Below are 15,017 nucleotides of genomic sequence, written 5' to 3'. Positions count from 1 at the left end.
GTAATATTATTTTTTGAGCACATTGCTCCCAATATTGAATAGTACTACCGTACGGTTTGCGTTTACTTTCTAAACTATAAATAAGACAAGGAAGTAAAACATGACGTCAAAAGTAGTATCGATCGTGTTAGCCGATAGGGAGAGTAGTGGGCTAGAGCCTCTATCTGAAACGTGCTGTAAATCTATTACCCCATTCGCGGGTGCCCATCGTTTGATTGACTTTGCGTTGAGCAATCTAATTCAATCTGGCATAAAGCGTAATCTTGTCTTAAGTCGATTCCATTGCCCTGCTTTAAATGAACACATTAAGCGTGCATGGAGCAAGTACGAAGCGAACATCGACATTCTTGAGCCGATATACCCCCATAATAAGTTTTTGCCTGCGTTGCAGTACAATTGGACGGATGCTTTGCTGCAAAACCTAGAGACCATTAACCATCCGACTGATGAGCATGTACTGTTAGTTGGTGGAGAACAAATTCATCGGCGCTACCTTTCTTCATTGCTGCAATACCACAGAATCCAAGCGTCTGAGTTAACGCTTGTTGTAGCTCAAGTTCCTACCGAGCGAGCGTCTGCTTATCATGTTGTAGAATTGGATGAGCAAAACCAAGTAACAAGCATTCAGCACCAGCCACAGCAACCCGCAGAGATACCAAACAAACCAGGCCTCTCTCTAGTGCTTACCGAGAACTATGTGCTTAAGCGTGCGACCCTAGTCAAAGGCTTGTTCACCAATGCAAAAAACTTAGACGGCCGACATGATTTAACTTGTGATGTGATTGGTAAACTGGTTCAGAAGGTCAAAGTGGCACTATTCGATTTGGGAGCAGTTGATTCAGACCAAGCCCCTTTGTATTGGCATGGTTTGAATAGTGTTGATGACTATTGGTCGGTGCAAATGGCGATGTTGGTTGAGCAAAATGATACGCAAAAGAAAAGCTCAGAGCCCTTGCTTAGTAAAGAAGTCGTCTCACAGCGATCCAGCTTATGTAATGATGCAGGAGGCATTAAAGTTCGCATTAAAGACAGCTATATCGCTTCAGGCTGCCGAATTGAAGGGGCGTGCTCTATCCGTTCTGTGATTGGGGTTGATTGTGATTTAGGTAGAAACAGCATGTTGCATGAGGCGGTATTGATGGCGCGCTGTAAGGTTGGAGCAAACAGCCGCATTACACGTGCCATTATTGAAGAGGATGTCCATATCGCTCCAGGGACAGTCATTGGTGAGAAACTTGAGAAAGACAGTGAGCGGTTTTTTGTAACGGAGGGGGGATTGGTCGTGATTCCCAAAGGCAGTCGCGTCGGTTTTGAACAACCACTGACATCACTGCATGACAATTACCCCGAAGGCGTTACAGCGAATACGATTTAAGTCAGGTAAGGTTTATTGTGTTTCTCATTTTACGAAACACTGAAATCTTATCTATTTTAATTAAAAGATTTATAACACATTGATATTGAGCCCAGTTGGCTAGGAGAGAGGATGAAGTTCGATCGTCTTCATTTTGCAAATGCATTGAAGCATTACCGAAAAAAATCAAAATACTCGCAGGATGGGTTGGCCGAACTCCTCTCTTCCGCTCATCGTGTTTTTTCCAGTTTAAACCAAGCCACATTGAGCCAGTGGGAAAGGGGGAAGATTGAACCCACTCTACTGCGCCGCCTCGGGATTGCTCACTTCTTTCAGCAGCCTTATCACTATGATGAACAAGAGCTAAAAAGTGTCAAAAAAGCATTGCAACATCCGGTGAATTTCCAAAATCTGAATACGGTGTATGACTATGAAATCACGCATCGCAGTCATGTTGCTTTTGACAAGCTGGGCGAGGATGACAAACAGCTGATCTTCGATTCGCATTTCAGACAAAACGGCAATGCAGTCACAGATACGCTTGACGCCTTATGCTTGACCCAGCCTAAAGTGTTTTGTTTTTACTATAAAAAGATGTTGGTTGGTCATGTATTGTATGAGCTAAAGCAAGGGGCGATTTATCTTATCAGTGTGGTCTTTCTCACTAAAACCATTCGAACCGCATTACTTAATCATATCGCGGAGATCAGCCGAGGTTTGATGGTGTATTTTCCGATTCGAGACCACAGTCTCAACCAGTTTATGAGTGACTGTTTCCTAGAAAAGTGTTGTTATAGCCACTGCGTCACCTTTTATACTGGAACCAGTGAGCAGTTTTTTGATAACCCGATGATTATCAGTGTGATGGAAGGTTATCAAGATTTTCGTTTAGTCCGTTATGAACAAGTACAGAAAAAGCAGAACGCCTAACTTTAATGTTTAAATTGCACCATATTACGATTTCGGAACCAGTCCGTAAGGTAACGATTGAAAAGCGAATGGCTGATTAGCAACCGTCGGTGCTTGGTGAACCCCCTTCCAGTCTAATAACATGATTGCTAAGACGTTTCTATGCTCTCCATATTTTAAGTCGAAGTCGCCATCGACCGATGGGATCATGCCTTGATCGAGACTGATTGAGCCTTGAATCGCTTGACGTGTTTTCTCGACGACTGGGTCATTCTCTAGCCCCGCAAGAAGAAACGTAATACCTACCTCGGCAATCACATCTTCTTTAGAGCGTAAGATAATCGTATCGATATTGTCGCGGAAGTAATCGTATATCCATTGATGGTCAGATTCATTGACCTGTTTTTGATAGTATTGAGAATCACCAAAAATAATGTGTGTCATGCCGTAGATTTTGTTGCTGTATTGCTGCGGTGACAACTTCTTATCCTGTGAATCTGGATAGGTGCTTTTAAAGGCTTTGGTGAAATCATTGACGACATCTTGCTCACCCAGTTGACGTAGCCAATAAACTTGATTGGCCAGTTGCGCTGCCCATGCCTCGATCATTTCAGGATCGGTCGCGTATTTGGTGAAATCATAACGTCGAATGACGCTTCTCAAGGTCTTATCGTGTTTGTGTTTAAGGCCGTATTCGTCAGCTCTTGCCATTGCACCCAGCAAATCGACCCCTAGGTAAAAATACTCAGGTTGATGTTTGGTCACGGTGTAGCGACGCTGGCCTCGTTCGTCTTCTTGATCATGGTAATTGGCAAGGCGTTCTTCTGAATACAATATGATTTGTTCTGGCGTATTCACATCACTGGCAAAGTGATTCAAACGGCTGGCGATTTGAGCCATGCCTGTCCACACCGCAGGAAGGTATTTATCATCTAGAGTTTGGCGGTACATGCGCAACCCAAAATGGCCTTCTTTAAATGCTGGTAGGGAATAAAGCTGCGACTCAAACGTATCTTTTATTAACTGTGCAGATTGAGGGTAGCTCAACACAGGTGAGTCCTGATCGGCTTGAACGTTAAAGACCAACGAACAAGAGAGCAAGATAGCTAAGTTGAGAGGTTTGATACGCATAATCACATTCCACAAAAAGGCCAGAATTCAAACCTAGCATCAATGCTTCTTTGCTATGTAATGCCTCAGTCAATAGTTGGTCACGATATGGCGGAAGGTCAGGTTGATACGTTCACCTTTCGGTTTTGCCGTTTTGGGCACCGCGTGTTTCCAATGATGCTGCAGTTCTCCTGCCATAATTAACAAGGCACCATGGCTAAGTTCATACTCTAGCTGAGTTTTACAATGTAAATTCCGCAGTAAAAAGCGTCGAGTTTCGCCAAGGTTTACAGAAGCGATAACCGGATTTCTTCCAAGCTCTGGCTCATTATCTTGGTGCCATCCCATGGAGTCCTGTCCATGACGATATAGGTTTGCCAAGACCGAGTTGAATTGGACTTTGGCGATGGCTTCACAGCGCGCTTTTAGCTCGTTGAGATCCGGTGTCCAAGGGTGTGGCGACATGGTTAATCCTGAATATGTATAGGTAACATCGCCATGCCAAGCTTGTAAACGAGGTTGCAGTACTGAGCGGCCGAACATGGTGATGCGCTCTTGTTGCCATGGGAGAGTAGAGCGAAGGTTAGAGAAATAACGATCAGCTTCTAAGTTACTGAGAAAGTTAGGGTCATAGTAAATTCTGCCCTGTGCTACTTCTTGCCAAAATGAGCTTTTAAATAAATCACCTTGTACTTGCATCTCACTTTACCTTTCTCATTTATAAAAATGGTCGATATTTATTACCTTTGCGATAGCTATTGGTTATTCTTAAGGTAAATAAGCATTTTAACAATAATGAATAAGTCTCGTTGTAGTCAGGACGAGATAGTGAGGAACAAATGCGCTATTCACCCAGAAAGCAGGGCTATTTTGCATTGTTCTTTCTCACTTTTTTTGCCTTGTGTATTGGGGTGATTGAGCTGTTACATCGGAACCAGCAAAGCCTCTACCAAGAGCGAGTTCAAGTTGAGGCCAAAGAACAACTTTCTATTCTCCGTTCCAATTTGGAAGCGGAACTTATGGCTGATATCTATAAAGCCAGCACCCTTGCCACACTCATTACTTTGCTGCCTAAAGATGAGGAGCGCAAGCTTAATCTTGCAGCCAATCGAATCCTAAACAAAAGCAAGCACATCACAGTGATTGGCATGGCAGAAAACGACGTGGTCAGCCATATCTTTCCCTTAAAAGGGAATGAAGCTGTGGTTGGCTTGGATTATCGGACTGTGCCAGAACAATGGGTACAAGTTCAAAAAGCTAAGGAAATTGAAGAAATCTTTATCGCTGGCCCTATCGAGCTAGTGCAAGGTGGGAAAGGGTTGATTGTGCGTGTCCCTGTCTTTCGTGATCCACCGATAAACAATGATTATTGGGGCGTGATCAGTACCGTCATCGACTTTGACGGTTTGCTGAGAGATACGGGGGTTATCGAGTTTTCATATCGTTATTACATGACGATTCGTGGCTATGATAGTGGTGGCGAACTTGGCGATGTTTTCTTTGGTCAAACGAGCGAAAACGGCCAAGTGTATGCCAAAGAGCAAGTGCATTTCCCTTATGGCGGTTGGAGTATTACGGTCTATGCCAACGGAGAGTTGGAAAAACAAGTGTCTTGGCACCGACTTCATATTGCACGACTCGTCGGTTATCCCATTGTCCTAGCGATGAGCATCGCATTGATGGTGATTTATCGCTTGTACATTGTGGCAGATAGCCGTGCGCTGCATGACGAGCTGACTCAGTTGCCAAATCGACGTTACTTTATGCAGTCGTACAAGCATCAGTTTGAAATCGCAAAGCGTTATAAAAAACGTTATAGCTTCGCTCTTGTGAACATCGATTTAGATCATTTCAAACACATCAATGACACACATGGGCATGATGCTGGAGACAAAGTGCTTGTTGCCTGTGCAGAGCGAATCAAAAGCAGCTTGCGTCGCTCTGATATTGTCGCACGTATGGGCGGGGACGAGTTTTTGGTGGTGATCCATAACCCGAAAACAGAAGAAAATATCCAAACACTTTTGAAAAAGTTAAGAACGGCATTGTGCTCCACACCAGTTATCTATGACGGAGAACTGATTTATCTGCGCACTAGCATGGGTTACGCGATGTTTGATCCTGTCATGACATCGTCAGAACAAATGATGAAAATTGCAGATGAGCGGATGTATCAGCAAAAGCATTATGGCGGGTAATACTTAAACGTTGATAGTGCTTTAAACACAGTCAGTGTCTTCCCGCTTTTGACTGTTTTCATTTTAAAGGGGTGTACTCATCAACGAGGCTATTGCTGATAAAGGGATTAGTAGCAATGCGATCTGTAGCATATTTTGCAGTTCTTTGCATTTTGCAAATGCGATTTGCAAAATGTGTGCTCAATAAACCATCAATATGCATCAGGATCGAAGAAAAAATGGTGTTTTAAAAGTTGGCACGCATCGTGCTTTATACAGATTGACCCTTATTAAGCCGAGGGTCACCTAGCCAACTGACGTTGTTAGTGAATACACATTGTTCACAAGTATATACCGCCAATCACCTTTATTGTGATTGGCGTTTTTTCTTTCTATAGGTCAAGAACTTGCACCTCGTCGCCAGTATCTCCTGAATCACCACACTTGTTATAACAACTTGGTTGTCTTGGACATACCGCGCCTCTTGAACAAATCAATCTTGCTTGAGTTTGAATTCCTCGTTCAATCCAATTGATATTGAGGATCTTAGCTATCGTCGTCAGATCCTTTTTGATGTGCTGCGGAATCACCGTACTGCCCCCTGAAGAGACACACAGCGATTTTAGCTCTTCTGCAATTGCAATCGCATCGCCACCTTGTGCAGAAATAGCCGGGTTGAGGTCTATGCCAGCACAAAGCACGCGATTGTTTCCTGCTGGATCAAATACATTGACCGATTCACAACAATAGATGCGTGGTTCATTACCAACATTGAGAATCGAGATCTGTGCTGAGCTGGTATCTAGCGGCTGTGATAGGCGACGGAATACTGCCCAGTGCTGACAAGGGTCATTCACTTTGCGCATGTTCCCCCAAGGGAGTGGAATACCATTACCACGATAAACTGCCTTGAGCTTACCTGGTCCATAAGCATCAAAGTAATGCCAATGCGGGTAGGGTGATACCACCGTCATGCGGCGCATCGCGACAGAAGGGGAAACGCCCGCTTTTTTGTGAACATCGATTTCATAACCTGAGCGGTCGAGCAATTGGCGAAATGGCACTTTTGGACAGAGTAATGCACCTGCAAAGAAACTCGATTCAAAATCCCGCCATGCTTGGAGGATGTCTTGAGAGTTTAGCTCCGAGTTCGACACCGGGCTGTCTGTCTGTTCCCAATTGTTCTGGTGGCCAATAGAGAGCACATTGCTCATACCATCACTGCTGTGTAGCACCCTGTGACCAATATACACAGCCAAGTCGTACTTTAAGCGAGTGGGGTAATCACGCATTCGTTTATTCAGGTAAATCGTGCCAGGGGCTTCCATAAACGAGGTCACGAGCTGTTTGGCGCTGACCCCCAGTTCATCAACCACATCTTGAGGGGCGCGATCAATCCAACGAATGTCCAATCCCAAGCTTTTGGCAATGTCGATCAAGTCTTCAACCGATAGATTCAAACGTTTTAAGCCGACTTCTTCTGCCGCTCTTTCTAAATCTGGAAAGTGGTTTTGATGATTTTCTTGGTGAGCACGAATCAAAAGGTGAGCAAACTGACGCCCTGTGATCCCCGTTTGCGAAAGCATTTCCGGTATCGCGATTTGTAAGATGTCATTAGAAAACAAGAAGCTTGGCTCAAGCGCCATGCCATTAATGCCTCCACGGTTACCTTTATTGGGGGTGATGGCTTCGAGCTCTGGTTCATCATCCAGAAACCAAGCGGGTTCTTTCTGAAAAACTTCGGCGATCACTTCCAACATATCGATGCTCGGCACGCGTTTTCCACGCTCGATCATCGATAGGTAAGAAACGGAAGGCGCGTACTCTGGATTTATCCTCACACAACGTGCAGACAAATCCTCCATTGTTAAATGGTTGTTTTTTCTTAGGTTGCGAATTTTCGTACCCAGGAAATGAGATTGGCGGATAAGACTTTTTGACACAGACATTTTGTAAAATTCACATTGTAAAATTTTTGTTGTGAAATTGTAGTCAATATTTCGCTAGTCTACATACTGAGCAGGCAAGGAAATTAACCATCAACTTCACAGATTTGCCTGAAACTTAAACAGAGGTTTTAAGTTTTTACTCTAGGAAGAGTGTTTAAGTGAGAGGAAACGACGATGAATATGCTGAACTTCGATAAAAAAGACATCCAAGAACAACAACGCCCAATTATCGCTGAAGCCGTATTTGCCGTCGAGGCGGTAAGTGCTGAGCAACAAAGCGAAAAGCAAGTTAAGGCGAAGCAACTACTAGACCGTATGTTCCCACTGGAGAATGGATCTCACCAAGACGTATCTAGCTACGTGATTGACTACCGACATGTAATGGCTTACTTCAAAGACGGCACGCACAGTGGCCTGAAAAGTCCAAAGCATTTCGTGGCGTACACTGGTGAGAAAGAAGATCCGAAATCGATTCTGTTTAAAGACGAATCCGGAAGCCACGCTGAAGTGCTGTTTGGTTGTCACAAAGGCACAGGTTGTGTTGAGTTGATGGACATCGACGACATCCAATTAGAAACCCGTACCACGTTTAGCCCTGAGCTGACGGGTAACGCCCCAACAGCTATGCGTCATTGGATCAGCTTGATCAAAGGCGACAAAAAAGGCAAACCAATGGCGTGCAGTGAAGATAAAGAATTTACCGCGAAAAACGGCGAAGATTATTTCTTAAGTTACTGCTATAGCATTGACTAATGCTTTAAGAAGCTTAAAAAAATAACGACCCAGCCCAAGAAAGCAAAACCCCAAGCGCGTGCTTGGGGTTTTGTTTGAGTGTTTTATGTGCTGGGAAATCAGTCTTACAGCGGCATGACACGGTTGCGGCCGAGTTGCTTCGCTTCATAAAGTTGTTTGTCGGCTTTGTTGACCAAGCTTTCTGGCGTGTCGCCGATTTCAAATTCCGCAACCCCAAACGAGGCAGTAATACTGTGCACTTGGCTACCTGAGCGTTTGTCGCGAACACGCAGCTTCTCAATCATACGTCTTAATGTATCAGCGTATTGACGTGAGATACGCAATGATTTGTTAGGTACAATGACAGCAAACTCTTCACCACCAAAACGATAAGCACTAATGCCATCTCGACAGCTTTGCTGTAAACGACGTGCAATGGCTTTGATTACCGTATCGCCAAACAAATGGCCGTAGTTGTCGTTAAATGCTTTGAAGTGGTCGATATCAAGCATGATCAGCGTCATAGCTTGTTTGCTGTCAATCAGCATGCGCAAGTCGTTATCGAAGGCTCTGCGGTTGTACAACTTAGAGAGACCATCAAATAAGGCGTCTTTCTGGACTTCAGCAAGCTGATTTTTGAGGCGAGAAATTTCTTCACTCGCATTAGTCAGCTGGCTGTTAAGGAACTTGGTTGAATGGCGAATTTCACGAGACTCAACAACAAGCTGGCGTACAACATTCATGACTTCTTCAATGCTGAGGCTGCTGTCTTCGACTTTCTCTAGCTTATCAAAGCTTTTGTCGACCATATCAGAGAAGGAGGAGGTATCGGTGATGGTGTCCGTCATTGAACTGGAGACTTCACCTAATAGCACTTCTACGTTGGTTTTAAGATCTTCTAGGCTCGTCTCCCCCTTGCTTGCTACATAGTTGTTGTAGAGCAGTTTGTGTATTGCTGGAGGGCAAACGTTGTAATTTTCCAGAACCATGTCCATTTCTTGGTTCAATTCTGGAATGGTCTTATCTACGTAGGTATACCAAAGCGCGTAGTTGGCTGGTGTCGCCGCTACGTGGTTTTTGATCATTAATGGCACCGCTTTTTTTAAATTAGCGGTCGATTTCTTAAATTCGTCGGTCATTTCTGCGGTGTTACAAGCAAAATGCAATTAGGCTAAGGGTAACGGATATAAAACAATATCGCTTTAATTTTTATCATTTTTGTACGGTTTTTTTTAAAAACTTGAGCGAATAATCAAATGGTTTCATGAATCCTGATTCAATCTATTATAACTTATAAATTTATCTGTAACATTTTGTTTACTAAGAAACTTTATTTGATGAAGATTTCAGCAATCTAAATGATGCGATGATCGTGACCAATGGTGATGCGTAAAAACTGGCATGCGCGTAACAAAAAAGTGCCAAAAGGAGCTTCTTTTGAACAAAACAATCGGACTGTACTGGTTTACCAACGATTTAAGAGTGCACGACAATCCGCTCCTGCTCCGAGCCTCTGCTGAGGTCGATCAGCTCATTTGTATTTACTGCTACCCAAAAATGTCGCCCTACCTAAAGCAATACGCACAAGTTCCGGAATTTGGGTCCGCCAAACAACAGTTTTTGGACGAGTCACTGCATTGCCTCAACTTGTCTTTGAATGCACTTAATCAACGTTTACAGGTCGTTGACTTACCTCCTTACCAAGCAATCAAACATGCTGCTGACAAGCTTGGTGTGACCCATCTCTTTGTGGATGCGGTCTCTGGTTCAGATGAACAAGATGCGGTCGATAAGATTCAGGTAGAAGTGCCCCATGTATCAATTATTCAAAGCGAAGTTCGGAGCTTGTTCTCTGCTGAACACCTCCCCTTTGACCTTGGTTCACTCCCTGATACCTTTACAAAGTTTCGCAAAAAGGTGGAGAAACTTGCTCTAACTAAACCTGTAGAAGCAGTAACAACGCTGCCTCCACTGCCAGAGGGACTCGCACTGCCGACGTTGAGTTTGACCCGCGATGTCCAGCCAAGCCTGTTTACTGGTGGTGAGCGAGCAGGGCTTGAACATTGTCGTCAGTATTTTGCCTCAACATTAGCAAGTGAATACAAACAAACGCGCAACGGTTTAGATGGCATGGATTACTCCACCAAGTTCTCTCCTTGGCTAGCTCATGGGTGTCTTTCTCCGAAAACCATTTATGCCATGTTGAAACGTTATGAAGCGGCGAATGGCGCAAATGATTCAACCTATTGGATTTACTTCGAACTGCTTTGGCGTGAATACTTTTATTGGTATGCACGTCGATACAAGCGACAGCTCTTCCGATTCGGTGGCATCCAAAATCAAGCACCACTCACCAGCTTTTACGCGCACCGTTTCCAGCAATGGAAGAAAGGTGAAACGCCATTTCCTATCGTGAACGCGTGTATGCACCAGCTTAATGAAACCGGTTATATGTCGAATCGTGGCAGGCAGTTGGTCGCCAGTTGTTTAGTGCATGAGCTTGGCCTCGATTGGCGTTATGGCGCGGCGTACTTTGAGTCACAACTGGTTGATTACGATGTGGCATCAAACTGGGGAAATTGGCAATACCTAGCAGGCGTTGGTGCTGATCCGCGTGGTTCACGACAATTCAACCTCGAAAAGCAAACCGAAATGTACGATCCGCACATGGAGTTCATCGATAGGTGGCAAGGTCGTTGTGCTGGTGCACATTTGGATAGTGTAGACATGGTCGATTGGCCGATTGTGATGGGCAGCAGTGACAAAGCTTCGTCATCGGAGAAACCGTAATGCAATTTGAAACCGTACGATTGATCTTGGGCGATCAACTTAACAGTGAGCACTCTTGGTTTCAGCAACCGGATAAGCAAGTGCTTTACCTGATTGCAGAGCTCAAGCAAGAGAATACTTACGTCACGCATCATACTCAGAAAGTGTGTGCTTTCTTTTCTGCAATGGAACAGTTTGCGAAAGAGCGTCAGAGCGAAGGTCATCAAGTTTTGCACCTCACATTGGATGACACACAATCCTTCGACGATCTTGAGCAAGTCTTGCAACACTACGTGAGCGAAGTTGGTGCAAGTAAGTTTGAATATCAACGGCCCGATGAATATCGTCTGCTGGAGCAGTTAGCCAAACTAAAGCTTGACGGGGTCGTGACGCATTGTGTTGATTCGGAACACTTTTTGTTGCCGTTTGAGGAGATAGAATCGCAGTTTCCTCAAGGCAAACACATCATGATGGAGCACTTTTACCGCCGTATGCGCAAGCGCTTCGACATCTTGATGCAAGACGGAAAACCCGTCGGCGGAAAATGGAATTACGACGCCAATAACCGTAACAAGCTCAAAGCCCAAGACATTGAACAACTGCCACAACCTTTGATGTTCAGTACCGACGTACGCGGCATTATTGAGCGGTTGGTACGACATGACATCAAAACCATCGGAAATCTCGAAGGGGACTTGTTGTGGCCGAACAATCGCGCGCAAAGCCTGTCTTTACTCGCGCATTTCTGCCAAGTCTGTCTGCCGCTGTTCGGCCGCTTTCAAGACGCAATGACAGGTCAGCACGATGCTAAATGGAGCTTGTATCACAGCCGAATTTCGTTCTCGCTTAACAGCAAATTGCTGCATCCGAGAGAAGTCATTGATGCTTCACTTAAGGCATTTCATTCCAACGCTGACATCGACATTTCTCAAGTTGAAGGGTTTATTCGCCAAATCTTAGGATGGCGAGAGTACATCCGAGGTGTTTATTGGGCGAATATGCCTCATTATCCGAAAAAGAACGAGTTGGGCGCAGAAAGAAAGCTGCCAGACTTCTTTTGGAATGGTGAAACCAAAATGGCCTGTATGCGCAATGCGATTGGTCAGTCCCTCGATTATGCCTACGCACACCACATTCAACGTTTGATGGTCACGGGCAACTTTTGTTTGCTAACAGAGATAGATCCAGACCAAGTTGATGAGTGGTATCTCGGCATTTATGTCGATGCGATTGAATGGGTAGAGATGCCCAACACTCGGGGTATGGCATTGTTTGCGGACGGCGGCATAGTTGGTACCAAGCCCTATGCAGCGAGCGGTTCTTACATCAATAAAATGAGCGACTACTGCAAGGGATGCCATTACGACAACAAAGCGAGGAGCGGAGAGGGATCGTGTCCGTTTAACAGTCTTTATTGGCGCTTTATGAATAAACACGATAAACGTCTAGCAACCAATCCACGTATCGGAATGATTTTTCGTTCTTGGGACAATATGGAAGAAGAAAAGCGGAATGCGATATTACAAACCGCAGAGCATTATATGAAAAACTTGGAGAGCTTGTGATGGACATCCTGATTGTTGGTGGCAACGGTGGCATTGGTTTGGCGATGGTTCAAGAAGCCACTTTGCGGTTCCCTCAAGCTCGCGTGCATGCCACTTATCGTAAGCTGCAACCAGATTGGCAACACCCAAATGTAATTTGGTATCAAGTGGATGTATCGCAAGACGAGCAGGTAAAAACGTTCAGTGAGCAGATTGAACATGTCGATTGGTTGGTGAACTGTGTTGGTATGTTGCACACCCAAGAGCAAGGCCCTGAGAAGAATCTCAGCTCGCTCGACGCAGACTTTTTCCAGCAAACGATAATGGTAAATACCTTGCCCAGTTTACTGCTGGCAAAGTACTTTACACCTAAGCTCAAACGCAGCACACAGCCTAAGTTCGCGACTGTTTCTGCCAAAGTTGGCAGTATTAACGATAACCAATTGGGCGGTTGGTATAGCTATCGGATCTCAAAAGCCGCGTTGAATATGTTCCTCAAAACCATGTCAATTGAGTGGCAAAGAATGCTCAAGCATGGCACGGTACTTTCACTTCACCCAGGCACCACGGATACCGCTTTGTCGGCACCTTTTCAAACCAATGTGCCAGAGGGAAAGTTGTTCACACCAGAGCGAGTCGCTAAGGATTTGTTAGGCTTAATAGAAAAAGCGACCCCGCAAGATAGCGGGGCGTTTTGGGCTTATGATGGAACGTTATTGCCTTGGTAAACGACGTCAACTAACTTTGCTATCAAGATGTGATACCCCATCAATGAGAGGTTCGGAGTGACCTACGTTTTCTTCGCTTTAACTCGCCGACAACGCTCAGAACAATAAATGATTTCCTCCCAATTTCGCGCCCACTTCTTTCTCCAAGAAAATGGGCGCTGACAGACCGGACAGACTTTCATGGGAAGGTTGGATTTAAAACCTTTCATCGCGCTGAATGTTCACTCCTAATTTGGTTAGAACAGTGGTTTATACTCAAGTGACTTCAAGATGCAGGGTTCAGAGCGTTGTCACTGATTCAAGTTCAAGGAAAGCAACGAAGCGGAATAGCTAGTTCTTTCCAAGTTGTTTGACGAAGAAATTGCTTCAGTGACACGCTCCCGAAGGGCGAGTTGCCTTGGTTCGCATGCTTCGTTAACAATTTTCGATTTAGAACCACTAGATCTTCAAATTGTTGCCTCGCCTTCAAACCAAGTCATTCTCGCTGAACCAAGCATTTCGAGGTTACTTGAGTATAGCTACTTATCAAATAGGTACAGGTAATCGCCGTAGCCTAAACTCGCCATCTTGTTCACAGGTACAAACTCCATTGCGGCTGAGTTCATGCAGTAGCGTAATCCCGTTGGCTTTGGACCATCTTTAAATACATGGCCAATATGCGAATCACCAAACTTACTGCGTATCTCTGTGCGTGGATAAACCAGTTTAAAGTCGGTTTTCTCTACGATGTAGCCTGGGTTAATTGGTCTGGTAAAGCTTGGCCAACCTGTACCCGATTTGTACTTATCTGTTGACGAGAACAAAGGCTCACCGGTGACTATATCAACGTAAATGCCTGCTTCTTTGTTATCCCAATACTTGTTGTTAAAAGGACGCTCCGTACCTTCTTCTTGTGTCACGTAGTATTGAAGCTCAGTCAATTTAGCTTTGATTTCTTTGTCTGAAGGTTTCTCGTACACCTTCACTTTCGTCACCAACTCTTTTTCGTTGATAAGTTCACGCAGTGTTTTTGGGTTGTCTTTACGATCTTCACCAAACACTTCGTCGAGATACTTATCGCGACCTGATGCGTAGCGGTAGTATTTGTACTTCAGGCTACTCTTCTTGTAGTAATCCTGATGGTACGACTCCGCAGGGTAGAACTTTTCAAACTCGATCAGTTCTGTTTTCAACGGTTTTGGATAGATCATCGCCTTGTCGATTTCCATCATAAACTGCTCAGCAATCTGCTTTTGCTCCGCATTGTGGTAGAAGATCGCCGGACGGTATTGAGGACCACGGTCGACGAATGAGCCTTTGTCGTCAGTCGGGTCGATATGGCGGAAGAAGTAGTCCAGCACTTGTTCGTAGTTCACGACAGCAGGATCGTACTTCACCTCAATCACTTCAATATGGCCAGATTTACCTGAAGAGACTTGTCGATAAGTCGGGTTTTCTAAATCACCGCCTGAGTAACCAGAGACAACGTCTAACACGCCAGGCAATTGTTCTAAATCTGATTCCGTACACCAGAAGCAGCCACCCGCAAGTGTTGCGATGTCAGTTTTACCAGATGCGTTCATCTTATCCATGGTATCGGCGGTACCTGTTTTACTTAGCAAGATGAACAGTACAGGGAGTGTGAATGAGAATCCCACCAATAGCTTAGATACTTTCTTCATAACTTCCTCAAACGTCATTTTTCTCAATGAATGTTACGTAAGAAGACAGAGTTAAGAGCGAAAAAATTGCAGCGATTATGAAAA

The 15,017-nt window shown here is 44.7% G+C and carries 13 protein-coding genes; 7 read left to right on the top strand and 6 right to left on the bottom strand.

What is annotated here, in order from left to right; all coding sequences use genetic code 11:
• The first annotated feature begins 100 nt into the window (after positions 1-100).
• Together C1S74_RS26065 and C1S74_RS26060 are read left to right on the top strand one after the other, a co-directional pair.
• Complete coding sequence (locus tag C1S74_RS26065) at positions 101-1,375, top strand: sugar phosphate nucleotidyltransferase (RefSeq protein WP_045398853.1); 1,275 nt, start codon at positions 101-103, stop codon at positions 1,373-1,375.
• 111 nt (positions 1,376-1,486) lie between these two features.
• Positions 1,487-2,284 (top strand): helix-turn-helix domain-containing protein, encoded by a 798-nt coding sequence (locus C1S74_RS26060; RefSeq protein ID WP_045398852.1) that lies wholly within the window; start codon positions 1,487-1,489, stop codon positions 2,282-2,284.
• A gap of 24 nt (positions 2,285-2,308) precedes the next feature.
• Here C1S74_RS26060 and C1S74_RS26055 read toward each other — a convergent pair whose 3' ends face one another.
• Both C1S74_RS26055 and C1S74_RS26050 read right to left on the bottom strand, forming a co-directional pair.
• Positions 2,309-3,394: a DUF3541 domain-containing protein gene (locus tag C1S74_RS26055; RefSeq protein ID WP_045398850.1), complete on the bottom strand. Its 1,086-nt coding sequence runs from the start codon at positions 3,392-3,394 to the stop codon at positions 2,309-2,311.
• Positions 3,395-3,463: 69 nt separating this feature from the next.
• The gene (locus C1S74_RS26050) at positions 3,464-4,072 is read right to left on the bottom strand and encodes an alpha-ketoglutarate-dependent dioxygenase AlkB family protein (RefSeq protein ID WP_045398849.1); all 609 of its coding nucleotides are present in this window, start codon (positions 4,070-4,072) and stop codon (positions 3,464-3,466) included.
• Between the two features lie 140 nt (positions 4,073-4,212).
• On the opposite strand from C1S74_RS26050, the gene C1S74_RS26045 reads away from it, so the two are divergent.
• Entirely contained in the window at positions 4,213-5,571 is a 1,359-nt protein-coding gene (locus tag C1S74_RS26045; protein ID WP_045398847.1) for a diguanylate cyclase, read from the top strand.
• A gap of 371 nt (positions 5,572-5,942) precedes the next feature.
• Here the strand turns inward: C1S74_RS26045 and C1S74_RS26040 are convergent, their stop codons facing one another.
• Positions 5,943-7,499, bottom strand: a complete 1,557-nt coding sequence (locus C1S74_RS26040; RefSeq protein ID WP_080774276.1) for a DUF3612 domain-containing protein — start codon at positions 7,497-7,499, stop codon at positions 5,943-5,945.
• Between the two features lie 174 nt (positions 7,500-7,673).
• On the opposite strand from C1S74_RS26040, the gene C1S74_RS26035 reads away from it, so the two are divergent.
• The gene (locus C1S74_RS26035) at positions 7,674-8,252 is read left to right on the top strand and encodes an aldolase/citrate lyase/malate synthase family protein (RefSeq protein WP_045398845.1); all 579 of its coding nucleotides are present in this window, start codon (positions 7,674-7,676) and stop codon (positions 8,250-8,252) included.
• Positions 8,253-8,356: 104 nt separating this feature from the next.
• Here the strand turns inward: C1S74_RS26035 and gefA are convergent, their stop codons facing one another.
• Positions 8,357-9,370 (bottom strand): diguanylate cyclase GefA, encoded by a 1,014-nt coding sequence (gene gefA, locus C1S74_RS26030; protein WP_045398950.1) that lies wholly within the window; start codon positions 9,368-9,370, stop codon positions 8,357-8,359.
• 298 nt (positions 9,371-9,668) lie between these two features.
• Here gefA and C1S74_RS26025 point away from each other — a divergent pair, with 298 nt between their 5' ends.
• The 3 genes from C1S74_RS26025 to C1S74_RS26015 are packed head-to-tail and all read left to right on the top strand — an operon-like array spanning position 9,669 to position 13,272.
• Positions 9,669-11,021, top strand: a complete 1,353-nt coding sequence (locus tag C1S74_RS26025) for a DASH family cryptochrome (protein ID WP_045398843.1) — start codon at positions 9,669-9,671, stop codon at positions 11,019-11,021.
• The gene (locus C1S74_RS26020; RefSeq protein WP_045398842.1) at positions 11,021-12,565 is read left to right on the top strand and encodes a cryptochrome/photolyase family protein; all 1,545 of its coding nucleotides are present in this window, start codon (positions 11,021-11,023) and stop codon (positions 12,563-12,565) included. The genes C1S74_RS26025 and C1S74_RS26020 overlap by 1 nt, the downstream gene beginning before the upstream one ends.
• Complete coding sequence (locus tag C1S74_RS26015; protein ID WP_045398840.1) at positions 12,565-13,272, top strand: SDR family oxidoreductase; 708 nt, start codon at positions 12,565-12,567, stop codon at positions 13,270-13,272. Before C1S74_RS26020 ends, C1S74_RS26015 begins: the two co-directional genes overlap by 1 nt.
• A 62-nt stretch (positions 13,273-13,334) precedes the next feature.
• On the opposite strand, the gene C1S74_RS26010 is transcribed toward C1S74_RS26015, so the two are convergent.
• Both C1S74_RS26010 and msrB read right to left on the bottom strand, forming a co-directional pair.
• The gene (locus C1S74_RS26010; protein WP_082039034.1) at positions 13,335-13,481 is read right to left on the bottom strand and encodes a DUF2256 domain-containing protein; all 147 of its coding nucleotides are present in this window, start codon (positions 13,479-13,481) and stop codon (positions 13,335-13,337) included.
• A 309-nt stretch (positions 13,482-13,790) separates the two neighbouring features.
• A complete protein-coding gene (msrB, locus tag C1S74_RS26005) occupies positions 13,791-14,933 on the bottom strand; it encodes a peptide-methionine (R)-S-oxide reductase MsrB (protein WP_027726693.1) in 1,143 nt (380 codons plus the stop codon).
• Positions 14,934-15,017 lie beyond the last annotated feature (84 nt).

Origin of the sequence: Vibrio hyugaensis, assembly GCF_002906655.1 — a bacterium.
GTDB lineage: Bacteria > Pseudomonadota > Gammaproteobacteria > Enterobacterales > Vibrionaceae > Vibrio > Vibrio hyugaensis.
This window is presented reverse-complemented; position numbering and strand designations above follow the sequence as displayed.